The 20,632-nt window shown below is 65.7% G+C and carries 21 protein-coding genes; 7 read left to right on the top strand and 14 right to left on the bottom strand.

The genetic code is table 11. The features are described 5' to 3' along the window. Positions 1 to 206: 206 nt before the first annotated feature. Both ACZ6O0_RS42120 and ACZ6O0_RS42125 read right to left on the bottom strand, forming a co-directional pair. Positions 207 to 977, bottom strand: coding sequence for a L,D-transpeptidase family protein (locus tag ACZ6O0_RS42120; RefSeq protein WP_465770717.1), 771 nt, complete (start codon positions 975 to 977; stop codon positions 207 to 209). A gap of 145 nt (positions 978 to 1,122) precedes the next feature. After that, entirely contained in the window at positions 1,123 to 1,485 is a 363-nt protein-coding gene (locus ACZ6O0_RS42125; RefSeq protein ID WP_465770718.1) for a hypothetical protein, read from the bottom strand. A 164-nt stretch (positions 1,486 to 1,649) separates the two neighbouring features. Here ACZ6O0_RS42125 and ACZ6O0_RS42130 point away from each other — a divergent pair, with 164 nt between their 5' ends. After that, a complete protein-coding gene (locus tag ACZ6O0_RS42130) occupies positions 1,650 to 2,537 on the top strand; it encodes a LysR family transcriptional regulator (RefSeq protein WP_465770719.1) in 888 nt (295 codons plus the stop codon). Between the two features lie 43 nt (positions 2,538 to 2,580). Here ACZ6O0_RS42130 and ACZ6O0_RS42135 read toward each other — a convergent pair whose 3' ends face one another. The 7 genes from ACZ6O0_RS42135 to ACZ6O0_RS42165 are packed head-to-tail and all read right to left on the bottom strand — an operon-like array spanning position 2,581 to position 9,734. Beyond that, positions 2,581 to 3,555, bottom strand: a complete 975-nt coding sequence (locus ACZ6O0_RS42135; protein ID WP_465770720.1) for an aldo/keto reductase — start codon at positions 3,553 to 3,555, stop codon at positions 2,581 to 2,583. Between the two features lie 58 nt (positions 3,556 to 3,613). Beyond that, complete coding sequence (locus ACZ6O0_RS42140) at positions 3,614 to 4,579, bottom strand: hypothetical protein (RefSeq protein ID WP_465770721.1); 966 nt, start codon at positions 4,577 to 4,579, stop codon at positions 3,614 to 3,616. Then, positions 4,576 to 5,877, bottom strand: coding sequence for a family 4 glycosyl hydrolase (locus ACZ6O0_RS42145; RefSeq protein ID WP_465770722.1), 1,302 nt, complete (start codon positions 5,875 to 5,877; stop codon positions 4,576 to 4,578). Before ACZ6O0_RS42145 ends, ACZ6O0_RS42140 begins: the two co-directional genes overlap by 4 nt. Positions 5,878 to 5,880: 3 nt before the next feature. Beyond that, the gene (locus ACZ6O0_RS42150; protein ID WP_465770723.1) at positions 5,881 to 6,654 is read right to left on the bottom strand and encodes a 6-phosphogluconolactonase; all 774 of its coding nucleotides are present in this window, start codon (positions 6,652 to 6,654) and stop codon (positions 5,881 to 5,883) included. Position 6,655: 1 nt separating this feature from the next. After that, positions 6,656 to 7,468 carry a carbohydrate ABC transporter permease gene (locus ACZ6O0_RS42155; RefSeq protein WP_465770724.1) on the bottom strand — a complete coding sequence of 271 codons (813 nt, stop codon included), beginning with the start codon at positions 7,466 to 7,468 and terminating at the stop codon, positions 6,656 to 6,658. Continuing rightward, complete coding sequence (locus tag ACZ6O0_RS42160) at positions 7,465 to 8,397, bottom strand: carbohydrate ABC transporter permease (RefSeq protein ID WP_465770725.1); 933 nt, start codon at positions 8,395 to 8,397, stop codon at positions 7,465 to 7,467. Before ACZ6O0_RS42160 ends, ACZ6O0_RS42155 begins: the two co-directional genes overlap by 4 nt. Next, positions 8,394 to 9,734 carry an ABC transporter substrate-binding protein gene (locus tag ACZ6O0_RS42165; RefSeq protein WP_465770726.1) on the bottom strand — a complete coding sequence of 447 codons (1,341 nt, stop codon included), beginning with the start codon at positions 9,732 to 9,734 and terminating at the stop codon, positions 8,394 to 8,396. Before ACZ6O0_RS42165 ends, ACZ6O0_RS42160 begins: the two co-directional genes overlap by 4 nt. 123 nt (positions 9,735 to 9,857) lie before the next feature. Between ACZ6O0_RS42165 and ACZ6O0_RS42170 the strand changes: the two genes are divergently transcribed. Beyond that, positions 9,858 to 10,571 carry a GntR family transcriptional regulator gene (locus ACZ6O0_RS42170; protein WP_465770727.1) on the top strand — a complete coding sequence of 238 codons (714 nt, stop codon included), beginning with the start codon at positions 9,858 to 9,860 and terminating at the stop codon, positions 10,569 to 10,571. 44 nt (positions 10,572 to 10,615) lie between these two features. Here ACZ6O0_RS42170 and ACZ6O0_RS42175 read toward each other — a convergent pair whose 3' ends face one another. Continuing rightward, entirely contained in the window at positions 10,616 to 10,834 is a 219-nt protein-coding gene (locus ACZ6O0_RS42175; RefSeq protein WP_465770728.1) for a hypothetical protein, read from the bottom strand. Between the two features lie 38 nt (positions 10,835 to 10,872). Next, the gene (locus ACZ6O0_RS42180) at positions 10,873 to 11,706 is read right to left on the bottom strand and encodes a hypothetical protein (RefSeq protein WP_465770729.1); all 834 of its coding nucleotides are present in this window, start codon (positions 11,704 to 11,706) and stop codon (positions 10,873 to 10,875) included. 471 nt (positions 11,707 to 12,177) lie between these two features. Here ACZ6O0_RS42180 and ACZ6O0_RS42185 point away from each other — a divergent pair, with 471 nt between their 5' ends. Continuing rightward, positions 12,178 to 13,422 carry a DNA cytosine methyltransferase gene (locus ACZ6O0_RS42185; RefSeq protein ID WP_465770730.1) on the top strand — a complete coding sequence of 415 codons (1,245 nt, stop codon included), beginning with the start codon at positions 12,178 to 12,180 and terminating at the stop codon, positions 13,420 to 13,422. On the opposite strand, the gene ACZ6O0_RS42190 is transcribed toward ACZ6O0_RS42185, so the two are convergent. From ACZ6O0_RS42190 to ACZ6O0_RS42200, 3 genes are all read right to left on the bottom strand, one after another. Continuing rightward, positions 13,419 to 13,910 (bottom strand): very short patch repair endonuclease, encoded by a 492-nt coding sequence (locus ACZ6O0_RS42190; RefSeq protein WP_465770731.1) that lies wholly within the window; start codon positions 13,908 to 13,910, stop codon positions 13,419 to 13,421. The two genes, ACZ6O0_RS42185 and ACZ6O0_RS42190, sit on opposite strands and share 4 nt — an antisense overlap. After that, a complete protein-coding gene (locus ACZ6O0_RS42195) occupies positions 13,907 to 14,896 on the bottom strand; it encodes a NaeI family type II restriction endonuclease (RefSeq protein ID WP_465770732.1) in 990 nt (329 codons plus the stop codon). Before ACZ6O0_RS42195 ends, ACZ6O0_RS42190 begins: the two co-directional genes overlap by 4 nt. A gap of 852 nt (positions 14,897 to 15,748) precedes the next feature. After that, positions 15,749 to 16,129, bottom strand: coding sequence for a hypothetical protein (locus tag ACZ6O0_RS42200; RefSeq protein ID WP_465770733.1), 381 nt, complete (start codon positions 16,127 to 16,129; stop codon positions 15,749 to 15,751). Between the two features lie 704 nt (positions 16,130 to 16,833). Here ACZ6O0_RS42200 and ACZ6O0_RS42205 point away from each other — a divergent pair. The 4 genes from ACZ6O0_RS42205 (at position 16,834) to ACZ6O0_RS42220 (ending at position 20,632) form a co-directional block, all read left to right on the top strand. Continuing rightward, positions 16,834 to 17,370: a hypothetical protein gene (locus ACZ6O0_RS42205; protein WP_465770734.1), complete on the top strand. Its 537-nt coding sequence runs from the start codon at positions 16,834 to 16,836 to the stop codon at positions 17,368 to 17,370. A gap of 793 nt (positions 17,371 to 18,163) precedes the next feature. Beyond that, positions 18,164 to 19,180: a helix-turn-helix transcriptional regulator gene (locus ACZ6O0_RS42210; protein WP_465770735.1), complete on the top strand. Its 1,017-nt coding sequence runs from the start codon at positions 18,164 to 18,166 to the stop codon at positions 19,178 to 19,180. Between the two features lie 207 nt (positions 19,181 to 19,387). Next, positions 19,388 to 19,696, top strand: a complete 309-nt coding sequence (locus tag ACZ6O0_RS42215; protein ID WP_465770736.1) for an effector-associated constant component EACC1 — start codon at positions 19,388 to 19,390, stop codon at positions 19,694 to 19,696. 573 nt (positions 19,697 to 20,269) lie between these two features. Further along, positions 20,270 to 20,632, top strand: a complete 363-nt coding sequence (locus tag ACZ6O0_RS42220) for an effector-associated constant component EACC1 (RefSeq protein ID WP_465770737.1) — start codon at positions 20,270 to 20,272, stop codon at positions 20,630 to 20,632.

Here is a 20,632-nt window from a genome sequence, read left to right on the forward strand (position 1 = left end):
GTGCTCGTGCCGGCGACGTACGGCGCCGAGGCGGCTGAGCGGAAGCGGGACAAGCCAGGCGTACGCCGTCGGGGTTGCAGACCGAGATCGCGTCCGCGACCGCGGAGGTGTCCGACCTCACTGAGCGCCGGTTCCTGGGCTCCGTGGTGGCGCTCAATCTCGGATCTGTCCGACGTGCGTCCGAGGATCGCGTTCGTCAGATGCTGTCAGTACTCGCCGTAGACCTGGACCTTGGTGCCGATGGGGGTGTCGGCGAAGATCTGGTGGATTTCGGGGCGCATGACGCGGACGCAGCGGTGGCTGGCGGGGTAGGGCTTGATCAGGGAGTTGACGCGGGAGCCGTGCAGGGCGATGCCGGGGCGGTCGCGGAGGAAGTAGAGGGAGTCGTACATGTACGCGTCCTCGTACAAGCTGCTCTCGTGCGCGCCGGCCCACTTGCGCCAGACCTTGCCGGTGCGGTTCGGGGTCTCGTACCCGGGGGCGCCGGTCGAGATCCAGACGATCCGCTTGTAGGTCGTCCCAACGATCTGATACAGGATCTGGCAGGTCTTGTTCACGTAGATGCCGGGGGAGCGGGCCGGCGCCGGGCGCTTGGTTGCGTTGAGCACCGAGTACGCGTCGTTCAGGGTGAGGCCGCCGCGGCTGACCGGCAGGCCGTTGGTCTCGCGCCACGCGCAGAGCGCCTGCTTGGCGCGGGCGGTGATGTCACCGTCGATGTCGCCGACCGGGTACCCGAGCTTGTCGAGTTGCCGCTCCACCCGCAGCGCGTAGTACGCCGGCTTCTGCTTCACCTTGGGCTTCGGCTTGACCGTCGGGGTCGGCGTCGGCTTCACAGTCGGCGTGCTGGACGGCGTGCTCGAGGTCGTCGTGCTCGGGCTGGGGGACGGCGTCGACTCACTCGCGGCCACGTCCGAACACCCCGCGAGTACGAACGCCAGTACGACGGCACCGGCAACGAGACCACGTCGACGAGACACGATTCCCCTCTCCCTCGAGCACTTTTCAGGGTCGCAGAACCACATCGAGTGAGCCTGCAACGACCCGCCGAGATTAGTGCTCCGAAGGTTCCCCGAAGGCGTGGTGACCCGTTCCCGTCACCGAACCGTTGTCGACGACGCGACGCTAGAGACCCAGGTCCCGGAGGAACTGGGGCTTGTAGGCCTGCATGACGACGTATCGCTGATCCGGGACCTCCATGCCGGCGTTCTTCGCCGCGTCACTGGCCGCGTCGTGCTCGCCGACCGGAACGTTCGGGTCGGTCCAGTCCTGCTCGGCGGGGTTCCACCGCGTCACCGTGTACTCGGCTTCGAGCTTGTCGTGGGCAACCAGTTCCTTGGCCGTCCGCTCCGCTTCCCGCGCATCCTCGAGGGTGTGGGTGTAGAGCAGCATCCGGTTCCCGTCCCGGGTCACCGTCACCTGATTCCCGAGCCGCTTCTTGGCGTCGTCATCCAGATCGAGCGCCCGCAACCGATCCCAGAACGACATCCTGTGCTCCTCACTACCGAGCACAACCTCAACCCGAAACTCCTCATCCGCCATGCGCACCACCCTACCGATCGCCACCGCCCGCGCATCTCCCCGGGCCGGGGCGGTGGTCAACATGCGGGATAGGTGAATCGTTTTTGTTCGATCGACTAGAGTTCTTAGTCATGGAGCTGAGGCACTTGGAACACTTCGTGGCGGTGGCCGAGCAGAAGCACTTCACTAGGGCCGCCGAGGCGATGTCGATCTCCCAGTCCGGCCTGTCGGCCTCGATCCGGGCCCTCGAGCGCGAGCTCCGTGCCCCGCTGTTCGTCCGCAACACCCGCAGCGTGGAGCTGACCGAGGCAGGGCGGGCGCTCCTGTGCGAAGGACGTCGTACGCTCGCCGCCGCCGAAGCAGCCCGGGATGCGGTCGCCGCGGTCCAGGGGCTGCTGCGCGGTCACCTCACGGTCGGCCTGGAGCAGTGCCTTGGGGTGGTGGACGTACCCGCGCTGCTGGCCAAGTTCCGCTCCGCCTACCCGGGCGTGGAGATCGAGGTCCGGCAGGGTGGCTCAACGCCGATGCTCGACGAGTTGGCGTCGGGCCGGCTCGATGTCGCGTTCGTCGCGACCGCGGGCGACCCGGTCGACGGGCTGGACCTGCGCCCGCTGTCCCGCGAGTCGATGGTCCTGGTGTGCGCCCCCGACCACCGCCTCGCCAAGGCGACCGCGGTCTCGCTCGACGACCTGGCGGGGGAGTCGTTCGTCGACTTCGACCCGACCTGGGGCGCCCGCGCCATCTCCGACCGCGCCTTCGCCGGCGCCGGTGTCGCTCACCCGGTGACGATCGAGGTGAACGACGTACACACGCTCCTGGCCCTGGTCGCCCACAACCTCGGCGTCGCCCTCGTCCCCGAACGCATCGCCGCCAAACGCGGCGACCACGTCACCGTCGGCCTCACCCCCGGCAGCGCCGCCGACTGGCAGGTCTCGGTCGCCGTCCCCCTCGGCACCGCCGCCTCCCTGGCCGCCGACGCCCTCATCGGCATGCTCCCGACCACCGCGGTCCACGCGTAGAAAGGCCGCCGTACCCTCAGCGGGTACGGCGGCCGACCTGCCTTTACCAGGCGTAGTCCTCGGGGGAGGTCTTGTAGCCCGGGAAGATCTCGTCGAGGCGGGTGAGGGCCTTCTCGTCGAGCTTGATGTCGACCGCGCGTACGGCGGACTCCAGCTGCTCCATCGTCCGCGGGCCGACGATCGGGCCGGTCACGGCCGGCTGGTGCAGCAGCCAGGCCAGCCCGAGCTCGCCCGGCTCGTGGCCGAGCTCTTCGGCGAACGCCTCGTACTGCTCGATCTGCGGACGGAGCTTCTCCAGCGTCTCCTTGGCCCGGCCCTCGAGCCGGCGTACGCCCTGGTTCTCCTTGCGGATGACGCCGCCGAGCAGGCCGCCCTGCAGCGGCGACCACGGGATCACGCCGAGGCCGTAGTTCTCCGCCGCCGGCAGCACCTCGCGCTCCACGTCGCGCACGAGCAGGTTGTAGATCGACTGCTCGCTGACCAGGCCGATGTAGTTGCGTCGCGCCGCGGCCTCCTGGGCCTGCGCGATGTGCCACCCGGCGAAGTTGCTGGACCCCGCGTACAGGATCTTGCCCTGCTGGATCGCGACCTCGATCGCCTGCCAGATCTCGTCCCACGGCGTCGCACGGTCCACGTGGTGGAACTGGTACAGGTCGATGTAGTCGGTCTGCAGCCGCTTCAGCGACGCGTCCAGCGCGCGCCGGATGTTCAGCGCCGACAGCTTGCCCTCGTTCGGCCAGCCGTCGCCCATGTCGCCGTAGACCTTGGTCGCCAGCACGGTCTTGTGCCGGTTCGCGGAGTCCTTCGCGAACCACTCGCCGATGATCTCTTCGGTCCGGCCCGGGTAGATGGCCCGCCCGTACCCGTTGGCCGTGTCGAAGAAGTTGATGCCCTTGTCATGCGCCGCGTCCATGATCGCGTGCGCGTCCCCCACCTCGGTGTGAGGACCGAAGTTCATGGTCCCCAGCACGATCCGACTAACCGACAACCCAGTACGCCCAAGATGAGTGAATTCCATAACTCCACCCTTGCTCGCCGGCGCCAACTCTTCCAACAAAAGAATCAGCTCACTGCTATCACCTGAGCTTCTGAGTCAACCTCCGCCGCACCGCCTCGGTCGGCGCAGCCCCACCCTCAGCCAGCGCATCCAGCAGTGCTCCCACGAGGGCAGGGTCCTGCGTGTGCCGAAGATCGAGATCGAGACCGCGGCGTTCACAGGTACGGCGAAGCGCGGCGAACAGCGGCGCATCCGGCTCCCGGACGAGACCGCCACCGACAACCACCGAGACAGGATCGGCCAATCCGCACGTCCGCGCCAGACTGAGAATGTAGTCGGCGAGATGACCCGCCTGCGTGTCGACCAGCTCAGCCACCACCGGGTCGTCATCTACGAGCTCCAGAACCGATGGAGCGTGCGCGGCCTGGGCCGCGAAGGTGAAGGCGTTGCCGCGTGCCGTGGTCGTCTCGAGCATCTCCTCCGCGGTCGACACTCCGAACAGCGGCGGCAGCACGGCGGCGAGCTTCGTCGACTCAGCCAGCCCGAGGTGCGACAGGTACACCGCGCGCAACGCCTGACTCACCAGGCCGGCACCACCGAGCGGGTGCTGCAGCCACCACGACAGAGCCCATTCCTTCAGCGGACCGCGGCCGGCCAGCGCGGCCCCGGTCCCCAGAACCACAGAGATGCCCTGCCCGTCGAGCCGACCACACCGAATCAGCGCGAAACCGTCGTTCTTGATACTGAAGGTCCCCGCGTCGAAGAGGTCCCCCAGCGCCGCGCTCCACAACTGCTCGTCGGCGGGCCAGTCGACGCCCGCCAGCCGGAAGGCGGCATGCCGGACGTCGGACGGCCCGATCCGGGCGGACGCGAGTACGTCGCCGACGAGGCCGAGGACCACGTCCTTGGCGGCCTCGGCCCCGGCCGGCGCATAGATGTCGCCGACGCCGCCGCGGGCGAGGCCGACGAGGTCACCGTCGGCCGTCGTCAACCCCGCCCAGGTCTTGGTGTTGCCGGCGTCGACGGCGAGGAAGAGATCTCTCACCGCAGAAGTCTCTCCGGCAGGTACGCCGAGTGCGCGGCGGCCATCTCGTCGTACAAGGGCTCGGCGACGGACAGGTCGGGTACGAGCGGGTTCGCGACGAGCGCCCGGATCGCGTCGGCCCGGGTGCCCTCCCAAGCGGCCTTCGCGGCCAGCATCTGGTAGTCGGCGAGCTGCCGCGTGATACCCCGTACGGCGAGCGGCAACGGCTGCTGCGGTTCGATGTGGCATCCCTTCCGGTTCACGGTGCAGTAGACCTCGACGACGGTCTCCGCGTCGAAGCCGGGCAGCGCGCCGCCGGCGTTCGGAAGGTTGACGGGCAGCCGCGCACCCGTGTCGTTGTAGTACGCGCTCATCACGTCGATCGCCAGCTCGAGCTCGTGGATCCCGCCGCGCGACCGGGCCGGGTCGAGGTGAGGATGGCTGGCCTCCGCCTGTTCGCGGTAGTGCTCCCAGTAGCCGGGAACGGCGTTCATGATGTCTTCCGAACGGGTGGTCGGCGCGGCCTGCTGCGCTCGGAACACCTCGTTGCGGAAGTAGTAGTAGTTGAAGTAGTCCGACGGAATGGACTGCATGGCCACGGCGAGATGCAGCGCCCGCTTGGAGTTGGCGTCAAGGGTCGGGTCGTCCTTGCGCTCTTCCCACGCCGCGTTGAGCAAGGGCATGACATCTTCCCCGTCGTACAGGTGTTCGTAGCTCCAGCAGTTGTGGTTCACCCCGGCCATCGTGACCTTGGCCCGCTCGGGGTCGAGCCCTGCTGCCTTGAGTACGACGGGCGGGAACACGATCGGCCCTTCGCACATCGAGTAGATGGGGATCGGCGTGTGGTCCGCGACGGCCTGGGAGACGATGTTGACCGGGTTGGTGTAGTTGAAGATCACCGCGTTCGGCGCCACGGCCTGCAGGTCGTCGGTGATGCCTCGCATGTCGTTGATGGAGCGCAGCGCCATGAAGAACCCGCCAGGTCCCTGGGTCTCCTGCCCGATCACACCGTGCTTCAGCGGGATCCGCTCGTCGAGCGCGCGGGCCGCGAAGTTGCCGGGGCGAAGGCTCGTGAGTACGGCGTCGACGTCCGCCAGGCCGGCCCGCTGGTCCGTGGTCGCCGTGACGGTGATGCCGTCACCGCCCTCCGCGGCGAGCTTCTTCGCGATCCGGAGCACGGTCTCCAGTCGCTCCGGATCCTTGTCGATGAGCACCACTTCCGAGCCCGCGAACTCGGGCCCGTGCCACAAGAACGAGGCCATGGTGCCGGCCGCTCTGGAGGATCCTCCGCCGATGTAGGCCATCTTGATGCGAGCCATGTCTTATGAGACCCCTTCTCGTGCTGACTTGTGTGCGGCTTCCTCATCCGCGTAGATGAGGGCGTTGCGGCAGTCGTGGACGATGGTTGCCGGCCACATCGGGTCGTACCCGCCGGTCTGCCGGATCCGGTCGAAGGCCCGGGCCTTGTTCGGTCCCCACAGCAGCATCACCGCGGAGTGCGACAGGCCGGCCAGTTCCGCCGTACCGATCGTGACGCCGTACGTCGGGACGTCCGCGGGGGACCGTAGATGCGGGAACGTGGACATGTTGTCCCTGCGCGTCGACTCGGGCAGCTCCACGACCCGGGTGGGCGCGTCGCGCGGCGTACCTGGTCCGTTGAGAGCGACGTGGCCGTCGCCCTGGCCACTGGCCAGCAGGAAGAGGTCGATGCCACCCAGGGCAAGGACTTCGTGCTCGAGGGCCGCGGGCTCGTTGGGGTCGGGGGCCATCAGGCTGTCCGTCCTCAGGCCCAGCGGAGCGACCAGGTTCCGCTGCGCCCACCCGATGCAGCTGTGCGGGGTGTGTGGCGACAGCAGCTTCCACCGTCCGGGGTGTCCCGTGACGTACTCGTCCATCATCACCACCTTCAGGCCGTCCAGGCGGACGCTGCGCTGCTGCGCAAGCCGGGTCAGGGCAGCCGCAACCGGAGTCGCACTGCGCCCGGCGGGAAAGCCGACGACGTACCGATCCGTGGCGGCGAGCCCGTCCAGGATCCGCTGCGCGACGACCTCGCCGATCTCGGCCGCGGAGGACATCACGGTGATAGGTGTGGTCACATCACTCCTTGACCGCGCCGGCCATGACGCCGCTGATGAACTCGCGTTGGAAGAACAGGTAGAGCGCTACGACCGGCAACGAGACGATCAGCGAGCCGGCCGCCATCAGGTTGACCTGCAGCACGTGCCGGCCCTGGAAGGCGCCCAGGGCAACGGTCGCGGTCTGCTTCTCGGGGTCGCCGAGGAAGATCAGCGACAGGAAGAAGTCGTTCCAGGTCCACATGAACGACAGCAGGACCAGCGTGAGGACGGCGGGACGAGCCATCGGGACCAGGATGCGCCACAGGGTGCTCCAGACTCCGGCTCCGTCGACGGCGGCGGAGTCCATCACCGAGCGGGGGAGCGCTCTGAACGTCGCTCGCATCCAGTAGGTCCCGAACGGGACTCCCATCCCGAGCTGGATGATCACGAGTCCCAGCCACGAGTTGGTCAGGCCGATGCGCTCGAACTCGTAGTACAGCGGGATGACGATCACCTCCGTCGAGACCATCATCCCGAGCAGGATGATCGGGAAGAGATAGCGCTCGCCGACGACGCCGAGGATGCCGAACGCATAGCCGGAGAGGATCGCGAGGACGGTCTGTCCGGCGACCGCCGACACGGTGATGACCAGCGACGCGTACATCGAGTGCGCGAGGTTCCCGTCGTGCCAGGCCGCTCCGAAGTTGCCCCACGAGATCCGGGAGAAGTCCAGAGCGCCCGAGGTGTTGGGGCTCAGCGAGGTCAGGACGAACCACGCGACGGGGAACAGCACCCCAGCCGTCAGGGCGATGACGATCACGTAGTTCGTGGCACGCTCGTACCTGGAGATCATCGGTCTTTGTTCTCCATGATCCTCGTGATGGCGACCGCGATCCCGAGACACAGGACGGCCAGGACCACGCCGGTGGCCGAGGCCTTGCCCACATCAGGGTTGACGAACGCCAACTGGTACAGGAGAAGCGCCGGAGTGGTCGTGGCGGTCCCGGGGCCGCCCTGGGTCGTGATGTAGACCATGTCGAAGGTCCGCAGCGCGCCCGTGATGGTCAACGTCAGTGCGATGGCCATCTGTCCGCGCAGGCTGGGGAGCGTGATCAGTCTGAACTCCTGCCACCGCGTCGAGCCGTCCAGTCGCGCGGCCTCGTAGAGCTCGTCCGGGATGGCGAGGATGCCGGCCAGGAACAGCACCATGGTGAAACCGAAGCCACCCCAGACGCCGATCATGCCCAGTGACGGCAGGGCCCAGGTGAAGTCGCCGAGCCAGTTGCGGGTCAGGTGGTCCAGGCCCACAAAGCGCAACGCGCCGTTCAAGGGGCCGTCGGGGGCGTAGATGCGCTTCCAGATGATCGCCACCACAACGCTCGTCAGCACTTGGGGGAGGAAGAGGAACCAGCGGTAGATGCCCTCGCCACGGATCTTCGCCCTACTGAGCAGGGCCGCACTGATCAGGCCGAGTCCGAGCGGGATCAGGCCGAACATCAGGATCAGTACGACGACGTGCCCGAAGGCGGCGTACATCCGCGGGTCCCGGCCGAACTCGAGGTAGTTCTGAAGCCCGACCCAGGACGGTTCGCTGACGCCATCCCATTTGTAGAAGGAGTAGTTGACCGTTTGGAGCAGCGGCACCAGGACGATCGCGGCGTACAGCAGGAGTGCGGGGGACAGGTAGAGCAGTCCGATCCATCGCCGTCTCTGGGTCTGCCTCGAGACCGTTCGCGATCTCGAGTTCGCGCGGACCGCGAGGCGAGAGGTCTGGACGGTCATCGTCCGGCCTGGAACTTGTCGTAGTCGGCCTGTACCGCCTTCACCAGTTCGTCGGGCGCGCTCCGGCCGGCGAGCAGCAGCTGGACCTGGCCGCCGAGAGTGTCGAGCATCGAGGGCGTGGACCAGTCGAAGTACGGGACGTAGCCGTTGTCCTTGTCCAGCGCTCGCTGACCGGCGATCTCCGTACCGAACTCGGGGTTGTCCGACGGTGCCTTGACGTCGTTGAGCAGCGGCAGGAGGCCGTTCTCCACGACGTACTGCGCGGTCTGCGGGCCGGCGAGGAAGTCGAGGAACGAGGCGGCGACATCGGGGTGCGCGCACTTCGAGCCGAGGGCGACTGCGGTGGACGCACCCGTACCGACGACCTTTCCGCCGGTGGCCTGGGGGAGTTGTACGTAGCCGTAGTCCTGCTTCTGGGCGCCCTTGAAGGCCAGCGTTCCCGTGTACTCGAACCGGAACGCGGACTTTCCCTTGAGGAACGCGTCGATCGCGTCGGCGTACTGGATTCCGGCGTGATTCGGCGTCAGCCAGTTCTTGTCCTGGTACGACTTGAGCCGCTCCGCCGCCTCCGACAGGCCGATCTCGCCGGCCTTCACCGATCCGGCCGAGTAGACGAAGTCGTTGATCTTCTGCTGATCGCCGAACAGGTCCTGCAGCGCCAGCAGGATCGCCGTCGACGAACCCTTGTCCTGCGATCCGTAGCCGATCGGTACGACGCCCGCGGCCTTGGCCTTCTCGCACGCGGTCTCGAACGAGGCGAGATCGGTCGGCACCTGGACGCCGATGCGATCCAGGACCGTCTTGTTGTAGTAGAGGCCGATCAACGACGAGCTGGCGACGGGTGTGGCGAAGAGCGATCCGGTGCCCATCTCCTTGCCGTCAGGAGTGAACTGGGTCTGCCGCAGGATCGTGCTCGGGAACCGATCCCAGCCGAGCGCCTTCGAGTACCCGTCCAGGTTCATGACGAGCCCCGCCTTTGACAGCGTGCCCAGGGACTGCCATCCGTTGTTGACCGTGATGATGTCCGGCGGGTTCTTCTCCTTCAGCCGCAGGTTGGCGGTCTGGGTGAGCTGGCCCCAGTCGACGGACGTGCGTTTGATCGTCACGTTCGGGTACTTCGCCTGGTACGCCTTCACCGCGTTGGCCACCCATTGGGCGGCGTCACCGGACCACCAGTCGAGCATCGACAGCGTCACGGTGCCGGCCTTGGCGACGTCAATCGACTTGGCGGGCGTGGCCGGGGCAGTGCTGGCCTTGCTGCCCTGCGGCGCGCAACCAGCGACCGTGAACAGGCCGAGTGCAGCTCCCGACTTCAACACCGTCCGCCTGCTGACCATCGTGACTCCTTCACCGTGTCCCGTGATTTCTCGCCACCTTACGACGTTGAAACCAGTTATGCCAGTCTAAACCAGTTGGCTGTCGGGCACGGTGGGGCTGCATCAACTGGTATAGTTCCGGCTGTGACAGTAGGAGAGCCCGCGGTCGAGCGCATCAAGAAACGCATCCGCGAGGGCATCGTCAGCGGGCGCTACGCGAGCGGAAGCCGGCTGCCGAGCGAGCGACAGTTCGCCCTCGAGACCGGCCTCAGCCGGATGACCGTGCGGGCCGGATTCCAGGCCGCCTCCGACGACGGCCTGATCGTCCCGTCACCCCAACGCGGCTGGTACGTCCGCGACCTCGTCCTCCGCGAACCCCCCAGCCGGCTCCAGTCCTTCACCGAGATGGCTCACGAACTCGGCTTCCGCCCCAGCTCCGAACTCCTCGACCGCCGCGAACGCCCAGCCACCCTCGACGAGGCCCACCGCCTCCACCTCGCCCCGACCACGCCCGTCGTAGCCATCCGCCGCCTCCGAGGCATGGACGGCCGCCCGGTCACCGTCGAAGACCTCGTCATCCCCGTGGCCATCGCCCCCTGGCTGACCACCGTCGACCTGACCGACGCGTCCCTCTACGAACTCTTCTCGGCCCACGGCATCGAGTTCTCCTACTCCCGCTACACCGTCCAGGCCCAGAACGCCGACCCCACCCTCGCCACCCTCCTGAACCTCCCCCCCAACGGCGCCATCCTGGTAGCCACCGAAATAGCCTTCACCCAAGACACCACCCCCCTCCTCTCCGGCACCAACCACTACAGAGGCGACGCCTACCAATTCACCGCCGACCTAACCCGCTGACGAGAGCGGCCAACACCGGCGAGCCGCCGTACGGCAAGCGCAGGTCAGCCGTCGATCAGGTCCGTGATCGCATCAAACACCGTGTCCGCGGCCCGGGCATTCGAGGTCGAGTCGACCAGGCGCACCGACGGATATTTCCTCCAGCCAGCAGCGCGCGCATCCGCCATCTTCTGCTTCAAAGCAGGGATCTCTTCGAGCTTGGTCGCCGCGGCGTCAATCCGATCAGGGACATTCCGTTCGATGACATCGCCGAAGTAGAACACCAGATAGGCCTTGCTGGTAGTGCTGTCAGTATTGATGTTCAGTACCCAGGCTGCAGTCGGATGCCCATCGACGGCGTACCAGCCCCCGATACCGGGAGTAACCCCCTGCCCCACGACAGCTTGACTCCGCGTGCGTCGACATCTGCTAAAAGCCGCTGTACCAGCGCGACTTCCGGCGCGCTGCAGCGGGCCTGTGCCGCCTCCAAGAAGGAATCCTGCGTCCACTGACGTCCGCTCGGATTCTTGGCGCCTATAGCGGCCGTCGTCCTCCCCACCACGCGGGGGACGTAGGCAACTGATGCGCCGCCAACGAATTGACGAAGCTCGACGCCAAGGACCTCTGCCGGATTCATCTGCTCGTTCAAGAATTCGATCACGCGCACCAGCTCCGGAGGGAGAGCATCGGCTACGAAGATCATCCGGATGCGTCCCGAGATCAGATTGGACTCGACAGCTTTCCAGAACTCCTCGGGCTCCAGCCCCGGCCGAAGCTCAGCCAGCATTGCTTCAACCGCCGTGTTCTCCTGTGCCGCGCGCGTCTCAAGGGCCTGTCTGAGCAGCGAGAGTGGCCAGTGCTTCACCGCGTTCGCCGCGTAGTCGAGCATCTGCCCCACGACCTCTCGGCGTATCCGCGTGTCAGACGACCGCTTTACCTCGACCAGGACAGGAATGCACTCGTGGTCAATGAAGAGGTGGTCGAGGCTGAAGTTCGCCGGCCCTTGCTCCGCGGTCGGCACGCCCATCTCACGGCTGACAAGCAGGAGCCGTGCCTCATCATCGCCCTCAGTTGTCGGCCCCGCGATCACCGCTGGATACTTCGCCAGCGCGATCTGCAAGAGCTCCTCGGAGTCGTACGGCGTCTCTTGCAGCAACGCGAGCTCATCCCCAACCTGCAAAAAGATCCCAGTAGCCGGCGTGCCCACTCCTCCCGGGTGAGGATCCAGGCTAGACCTGAGAAGGCCCTGAGCGAGAGATCGAACGACTCGCGTTGTCCGGTCCGCGGGCTGCACGCGTTGCTTCGAAGACGTCGTCTGGCCCCATCGTCGATGTGGTGAGCAGGTGCGCGGGGGACCGTGTTGAGGCAAGTTCGGAAAGTAGTTGTGCCTGGCCCGGCGGGGGTCCTCCGACTCTCGACGCGCGGACGCTAAGCTCTGCCTGTTCGATCCCCCTGGCAGAGCGGAAGCCGTCGGCATGAGATGCGCCGAGACGATGCAGTTTTTGGCCCGAGGTCTGGGCTGCGCCTGCGCCGCTCGGACGCCTGCCGGAGGCCCCTCGACGGATTTGACCTTGCCTGACAGCCATCTCTACACTCGAACAAATGTTCGAAAAGCGGGGGAGGTCTCGTGACTTCATTGCGGGTAGTGGAGATCTGCGCTGGGGCCGGCGGCCAAGCCCTGGGACTTGAGCTCGCTGGTTTTGACCACGCTTTGGCGGTTGAGCTCGATCCGAGAGCGGCGGAGACCTTGAAGCTCAACCGGCCGGACTGGGATGTTCGCGTGGGTGATGTGGCCGACTCAGAGGTCTGGGATCCCACAGAGTTCCGCAACATTGACCTCCTGGCGGGTGGCGTCCCTTGCCCTCCCTTCTCAATCGCTGGCAAGCAGCTTGGCGCGAACGACGAGCGGGACCTGTTCGCTTGGGCGGTTGAACTCTGTGGGATCATGCAGCCGCGGGCGCTCATGCTTGAAAACGTCCGCGGCCTCTCGGCGCCAAGGTTCTCGGCGTACAGGCAGCACGTGCTCGACCGCCTCAACGAACTGGGGTATGTCGCGGACTGGCGTTTGCTTCAGGCCTCCGACTTCGATGTTCCACAGTTGCGGCCTCGGTTCGTGTTAGTGGCACTCCGCAAGGACGACGCACCGTATTTCAGCTGGCCAGAGGCAACTCCGGTTCAGCGCACCGTCGGTGAAGAGCTCGTTGACCTGATGGCGAGCAACGGCTGGGAGCATGCTGATCACTGGGCGAGTCGTGCTGATCGGATCGCTCCAACCATCGTTGGCGGATCTAAGAAGCACGGAGGTGCCGACCTCGGACCTACTCGCGCCAAGCGTGCATGGGCGGAGATGGGCGTCGACGGACTCGGTGTCGCCGACGAGGCCCCACCGGCCGGTACGCCGAAGGGCTACAACCCTAAGTTGACCGTCGAAATGGTCGCACGGCTGCAGGGCTGGGACGAGAAGAAGTGGCTGTTTGCCGGCCGGAAGACTTCGAAGTACCGCCAGGTTGGCAACGCCTTTCCTCCCCCGGTTGCGAAGGCCATCGGTCGCCAGATCCTTGCTGCGCTGAATCATGAAGGGGAGCCGCGGCTACAGACTGAGACCGCGACTCACAACGAGGTCTATCGCATCATGCGGGAAGCCGATGTGCCCTTGACGACTGAGGAGATCTACGAGCGGATCAATAGCTCGCTCACTCGTGAGGAGATCAAGATCCAGCTGAAGCATCTGATGCGTGACTTCGACATGCACGAGGGCGAGTCACCATCAGGCGAGGCCACCTACAAACTTGGCACCTTTCGGGCATTCATCGGCCAGGACGACCACATCCGCCACGAGTATCTGGCCCAAATGCGCTCCAAGGTCAGTTAGCGGTCCCTCCGGGCAAGCGCCGATGTCACCTTCTTGATTGCATCCTGGAGGTATTCGTGCTCCCAGATGCGGATCACTATCCAGCCGTCATTCTGCAGCGCGGCGTCGGCGAGCCTGTCCCTCTCGACGTTCCGCTGGAGCTTGGGCGACCAGTATCGCGAGTTCACCGATGGCTGGCGTCCATGTTCAGGGCAGCTATGCCAGAAGCAGCCATCGACGAAGACGGCAACTTTGCGTGCTGTGAACACAATGTCGGGGCGGACTCTTCGCGATGACGTATAGATGCTGAGGTCCTTACGAAAGCGATAGCCGCTGCGGTGGAGGGCTGATCGCAGCTCGACCTCAGGCTTCGTGTTCGATCGCCGGATCGCTTGCATATTGCGTGAGCGACCCGGTGTGGTCGGCGTGTCACCATACGAGCGAGGTGGGGTGTGGCCGGACCTCGAATATGAGGCCTTTGGCCGTGGCTGACTGCGACGGGTCGTCATGCGGGCAACTCGGGCTGGGGCGCTTCAGCATCGGCCGGCTTTGGTTTCCGGGTCGTGGGCAGTTTTGGTGCCGGTTCCAAGCAAGCCTCGCCCGGTCTAGCGAGGCGCCAACGGCGGCCGTCGAGCTCCGTCGACCAGGGCTCGTTGCCGTCTGCAGGGACAACCCGAAGACTGACGACTTCGCCAGGTCCAGGCACCGCTACTCCCAGGCGCCTGGCCACGGCACGATGAGCCTCGTAGTCACCGCCAGGGATCAGGTACCCCTCATGCCGGAGAGTCGTCCGTGCTCCGTTCCCGTTGTCCCGGAGCCGTGCCATGTAGTCGTCCTGCTGCGCCAAGGTTGCGATCGTGTTCCGCCCAATCCGGCGCTCCGTCACCAGCCGCATGAGCTCGGTCACTCGTGCCTGCCCCGACTTCGGAGCAAGGATCTTCGCAAGAGTGACGGGGTCGAGGCCAAGAAGTACGTTAGGCGGCAGATCAGCCTCGAAATGCAGCCAAGCGATCTGCTCGCGGCCCTTCAGGCTTAGCTGAGTCTTGCCATCACGGTTCACACTTACCCGGCGGTTGGCGTCGGTGGCCCTGACGACTCCAAGACTCCAGGTCCCACGCTGGTCGTCCGCCCAAGCCACCAGCAGCAGCTGCCCGAAGCACTCCGGTGGCAGCATCCACCCGCCGAAGCTCTGAGAGAACTTGCAGTCGACATCGTGCCCGCCGATCGAGTAGTCGAGAGCATGACCTTCGACCGTGTCATCGATGACGTCGTCGAACTCCCGCCGCAGGTTGATCTCGAGCAGCGTCCCGTAGTGCGTCTTCTCAGTCTTGAACAACTGATCCCACCGGAACCGCCCAGTGTGCTGCCCGTCGTACAACTGGTCATACGTCGCCCGAAAGACAGCAGCCGCGCGCACCCCATCGGGATCTGCGTTGCTGAAGGCCTCCACCACTTCATCACGCTCCGGATCAGTATCTGGAGCGTCGAAAGGCATGCCTGGCAACGGTGCATCACTCACGGCAGACGAGGATAGTACGTCCGCTCTGATCGCCAGTTAGCGAGGAAACACTCGCACCCGTGCGCTGCCTGCACGCCTTGGTGCCTTCGTGCCCACCGGGCCCTCCGGCAATGGTCACGGAGCGCACACCGCGAGGCGTTGAGTCCGAGGTTCGGCGGCCTGGCAACGTAAGCGCTCGGACGGACTGGCAGCCTGCAGAGAGGCTCTGTCCGGAGGGCATCCCCGTGGCAGCAGTTTGTAGCGCCTAGGTCCCCCGAGTGCTGGCCATCGTCCGTGGGGGAAATTGTCCGGTCAGATCAATATTGGCTCGCCGGGGAAGAAACCTTGTGGGGAGACGGAGCGTAGCAGATCAATAATGCCTGATCATCGACCATAGACTCCAAGACCTTCAAGGCTGGCTACCGCAACCTGCTCGAATGTTGCATGCAATTCCGTTCTCCCTTCGGCAATTACCGCGTCCTTGGAGTATGTAGGTGCGGTAAGATCAGGATGTCAGTGAGTTGAGTAGACCCGGAGGTAGCGTTGCCTATCGATGATCTGTTCTTCGGTGAGCAGGACCCTTGGGCGCTTGCTGGAGACTCTTCATCGAGCACCCCGGTGTGGCTGCGCCCTCATCGCCCAGGGAGTACGCGCAGGTTTGGGGCGCTGCCTCGGACCGCCGCATATCTGGCGGCGCGAGTCGATGTTGGTGGCATCGTTACGCTGCGACAGCTGAGCGAAAATGTTCCAGACTATGAGAGCTTGCAGGCCGGCAAATCGCTGCCGAATCAAGCCACGCAGTTCGGGCGGAGATTCCGGCAACTCAGAGACTATGGATGGATTGTCGACTCAAGGCAAGAAGACGGCACGCTCCGCTCCGAGGAATATCGACTTACCAAAATAGGCGATCCCCTCTGGATACCGGGTCGCGCGGTAAACCGCAATAAACCGGTTCCTCCAAGAGTTGCGCAACTGGTTTTCGAGCGCGATGGCCACCGATGCGTTTTGTGTGGATACGGTTCCGGTGAACTCTATGTCGATACTGGGCGGCCGGTTGTCTTGCGCGCAGGGCATCGTCAGCCGGGTGCCCGGCGCGGTCAGCCTTCGGTCGACAACTGCCGAACTGAATGCGCGAGATGTAATGATGCTATTCGCGACGAGCGATTCGATCCGGTCTCTCTGGAGGAGATCTGGCCACGGCTGAGACGCCAGTCCAGTCCAGACAAGCATCGTCTTTTAGAGTGGCTTACCCTTGGTCATAGAACTCGCTCAGAGATTGATGAGTTGTATGATCGTGCGCGTTTCCTATCACCCTCTGAGCGACGCGAGCTGTGTCGTCGTTTGGCGCTCGCAATTGAGGGACGTTAGGCCATCGGATGCCAGGCTCGCATCGCCGGGAGATTCGCGCGGTGCTCGATCAGCACGAGTTGCCGGTCGTACTCCGAGGGCGCCGCGGACTCTCATGCGGTTGGCTCGTTGGCGACGTTGGCGGACCTCGGGTCCTCGTGGCAACAGGCCAGTACCACGTCTCTGCGCTTGAGGGTGGCGTTGGAGGTGCTTGAGATCTCTGCGGCCGAGCCCGATCACAGAGAACTTCTGAGCCGGCCGCCGCCTCAAAGCACGATCAAGGTCGATGGTCGCTTCGTTGACGACACCGATGCCGAAGGTCGAGTCGTTCGGGTCAGGGTGGTGCTTGACTCTGTCGAGCTGAAGCATCCCGCGGAGACACGACCTCGCAGCGCGACCTCAGTGACGAGCTGGCCGGTGATCACGCCGGACACATCTTTGCGAGGATCTTTCGCGGCTGGTCGGCAATGTGAACCGCACGCCGATGGCCGGGAGCAGCGTCAATCTCAGCGCCTGCAAGAAGGCTGAGAACGCCTGGCGGGCGGCCCTGGAGGCTGGGGTCGGAGGCGGAGGTTGAGATTGACCCCGTGTATCGCACCGATAAGAATCGTCCCGACCTGATCGCCGTGCGGTACTCGATCGACGGCATGGTCAGACAGCTGGCATTCGGAATACCCCGCGCCCCAGACGAGGAAGTACAGATGCCGATTCCTGATCACGCGAGCTTGGATGCCATCGGGTCGGCCATGGTGAAGGCAGCGCCTGAGGGGTGGGTGAGGGCTGTTCTGAAGGTGTCGGCGGTTGCGGCCACTATGGAGACGCAGCTGGCGTGCGAGATGTTGGATGGCTCGACCGACGCCGGACTCAGCATCGAGGTCGAGGCGCAGATGGCCTGTGACGATCTGCGTGACGGCATGTATGAGGAGCGGAAGGGGGCCTGGTACAACGCCGTGTTCAGCGTGACGCCAGGGGGTGGAATCGAGGCAGAGTTCGACTACGACCATCCTTCGTTCGAGGGTGGTGGAGCGCTGGATCTGCTGGAGGACGATCAGCGCGCGTACCCACGCGACGCCGCGCGCCTGCCGACCTGGCATCCGTCCAGCGATGGGTTTGTCGGTGATTGATTGCGCATCAACCGGTGGATTCCGGACCGCCTAGGCGGAGGATGGGGTTCGGAGGTCGTTGGGGGACGGCTATGTATTGGGGGCTCGATGCGGTTCATATTGGATGGCGAGCAGTTCGACCTGACTGCTAACCAGGTGCGTGCTCGGCTGGCGTCGTACGAGCCGGCGGATATCCAACAGCACTGGGTCGAAGTGGATGGACGACGGTGGCCGGTGAAGCAGGTGCTAGCGATCGCAACGGGAGTCGACAAGCGTCGATTCGTGTCCTCCGCGGCTCGGCGTCACTTGAGCAATCTGGGCTTTGCCACAAGTGGCGATGGTGAGCAGTCGAAGGGGGTACGGCTCGCACTGTTTACGTCGGTGAGTCGCAGGAGCTTGCTAGGCGCGGGAGGAACTACCGCAACGCCAAGTCGGACCGTTCTACGCAGCGCACCAGTCGACGAATTCATACGGAGCTGGTCAGACATCTGTCTCGCGGAGGGCAGGTCCATCTCGCCATCAGCGTCGATGTCACCCTGGGGATTGATGGTGGTGCTGTCGACCTCCGATGGAAGTCGGCCAGGCGGCTGGCAGAGAATGCAGCTGTCTTGCTTGCCCAGCTAGACCCGGGCCTCTGTGTGCTGAACATCGACGCCGACCTCGAGCCCCCATCCGCAGAGGAGTAGCCGAGTCGATCAAGCATCGTCGAGGCGCTCCAATGGCTGCCGTAGCCGCTCAAGACGCGGTCGCTCGGTGGTGGCGCGTGTCCGGATCGCGGAAGGTTCTCTTCCTCGATTGGTGGGACGATGTGGGGATGTTGGAGACGTCGGCTCGGTTGCTTCGGTTGTTGGGGTTGTTGCAGGTTCGGCGGGATTGGGCGGGGAGTGAGCTGGCGGGGCGGTTGGGGGTTTCTACGCGGACGTTGAGGACTGATGTGGAGCGGTTGAGGTCGCTGGGGTATCCGGTGGAGGCTCGGTCGGGGGTGGCGGGTGGGTATCGGTTGGGGGCCGGTGGGGAGTTGCCGCCTTTGTTGCTGGATGACGAGGAGGCGGTGGCTGTGGCGGTGGGGTTGCGGACCGCGGCGGCTGGAGGGGTGGCGGGGATCGAGGAGACGTCCGTACGGGCGTTGGTGAAGTTGGAGCAGGTTTTGCCGGGGAGGTTGCGGGGGCGGGTGCGGGCGGTTGCGGGGGCGACGGTTGCTGTGGGTGGGGGTGGGCCTCGGGTTGATGCTGAGGTGTTGACGGGGATCGCGGGGGCGATTCGGGATCGGGAGCGGTTGCGGTTCGACTACGCGGGTGGGTCGGGTGGCGGGGTTTGGGAGGGCGAGCCGCGGGCGGATGAGGGGGCGGCCGACGAGGCGGAGATGGTGCCGCCGCGGATGGTGGAGCCGCATCGGTTGGTGGCTTGGGGGCGGCGGTGGTATTTGGTTGCCTGGGACAACGGTCGGGAGGGGTGGCGGACGTTTCGGGTGGATCGGATGAGTCTCAGGACGCCCAACGGTGCACGGTTCACGCCGCGGGAGCTGCCTGAGGAGGACGTGACGGAGTTCGTACGGCGTTCCGTGGGTGAGGCGTCGTGGCATTACCGGGCGCGGGTGCGGGTCGAGGCCTCCTCGTTGTACGTGCGGAACCGGATGCCGATCCCGATCGAGCCCGAGGTGGTCGACGAGGACACGTGCATCGTTGAGCTCGGGTCCGATGATCCGCATCAGTTGGCCCTGTGGTTGGCGCTGATGGACGCGGACTTCGAAGTACTGGACGCGCCCGAGTTGGCGGCGGCGGTGAAGGCGGTTGGTGACCGGTTCCACCGGGCGGCCGGAAAAGCTGGTTAGAGCTTTAGGCTGGGTGTGTTGCCACGGCGCGATGTGGTTGCGGAATGGTGGGCTGACGGTCTGTTGGTGACGGCGCCGCGGGCGGCTGCCAGGGCGGCGCAGTAATCCACAGGGGGCCTTGGGCAACGATGGGAGCGGCGGATGGGTGAAGGGCATTGGGTTGAGGTTCGGGTTCTGCCTGATCACGGGGTGGATCAGAAGCGGTGTGTGAAGGCTGTTCAGCAGTTGCGGCGGGAGCTGGCTGAGGAGGGGGTGCCCACTCAGGAGGTGGTGGAGGGGCGGCCGGGTGGGTTGTCGCAGGATGACGGGTCCATTGCGATCGCGGTGGCGTTGGTGGGGGCGGGTGGGGCGGTCCCGACGTTGGTCGCCGTACTGCGGGACTGGATTCAGCGGCGGAAGAGTCCGGGGAAGATCGTGGTGACGTTGGGGGACGACTCGATCGAGATGGAGCGGCCGACGTTCGACGAGCGGGCGGAGTTGCTCGAGGCCTTCTTGAGCCGGCATCAGGAGAAGTAGGTTCAGACGGGCGTTTGAACCGCGGTCAGGCGTTGTCGGGTGGGTGGGCCGGGCGTAGCGTCGGCGGTGGGATTCTGGCGACGTGGCCGGCGGGGGGCCGGGGTGCGGAACGCGCTGGAGCGTGGGCCGCATCGTTGCGCGGGGGGAAACGCGTGACCGTGCCGCGAGGAGACCGCCCGGTGCGAGGGGCGGACCGGGGATGGGGATCTCCGAGGGGGAGAGGGTCATGAGGTCTTCGCTGGAGCACCGGCGTGTGGGCCGGTGCAGGATTCGGGCACACCTCGCTCACCGAGCGGTTCGTTGCGGTCATGGGTGCGACCGGCAGCGGTACGGCGCTCGGCAGCACCGGACCTGGTGGCAGCAACGCCACAGCGCCTGAGGTTTGCCCGGAGGAGGAAGCTCTGCCCGGACGTCCCTCCAGAAGGGTGGAGCCCAAAGGAGCCCGGGGTGCGCGAGCCCCCCGGGCTCCCTACGTCACGGGAGGACCGCCCTCGCGCTGACCGGAGGCGAACGGCTACGGACCGTTGCGGGATCACTTCCGGACCGGGATCATGGAGCGCGATCCTGGGAGGGATGGTCGTGGGGATTTGGGTGGACGTCGTACTGCTGGATGACGATCCGGAGCTTGCGGATCGGGGGATCAGGCAGTTGCGGCGGGAGCTGCAGGAGTTCGAGACACGTGCTGTGCCGGAGACCGCGCCGGAGGGAAGCAAGGGCGATGCGGCCGCGGTCGGCGCGGTGGCGGTGGCGCTGGGCGGAGCCGGCGGGATGGTGCCGCTGCTGATCGCGATCCTGCGGGACTGGCTGGGGCGGCGCGCGCCGGAGCAGCACGTGAAACTCACGATCGGCGAGGATTCGATCGAGGTCGACGCGGCGTCGGTCGAGGAGAAGCAGCAGCTGATCGAGGCGTTCCTGCGTAGCCACGAAGCGAGCTGA

The sequence above is a fragment of the Kribbella sp. NPDC048837 genome (assembly GCF_055586945.1).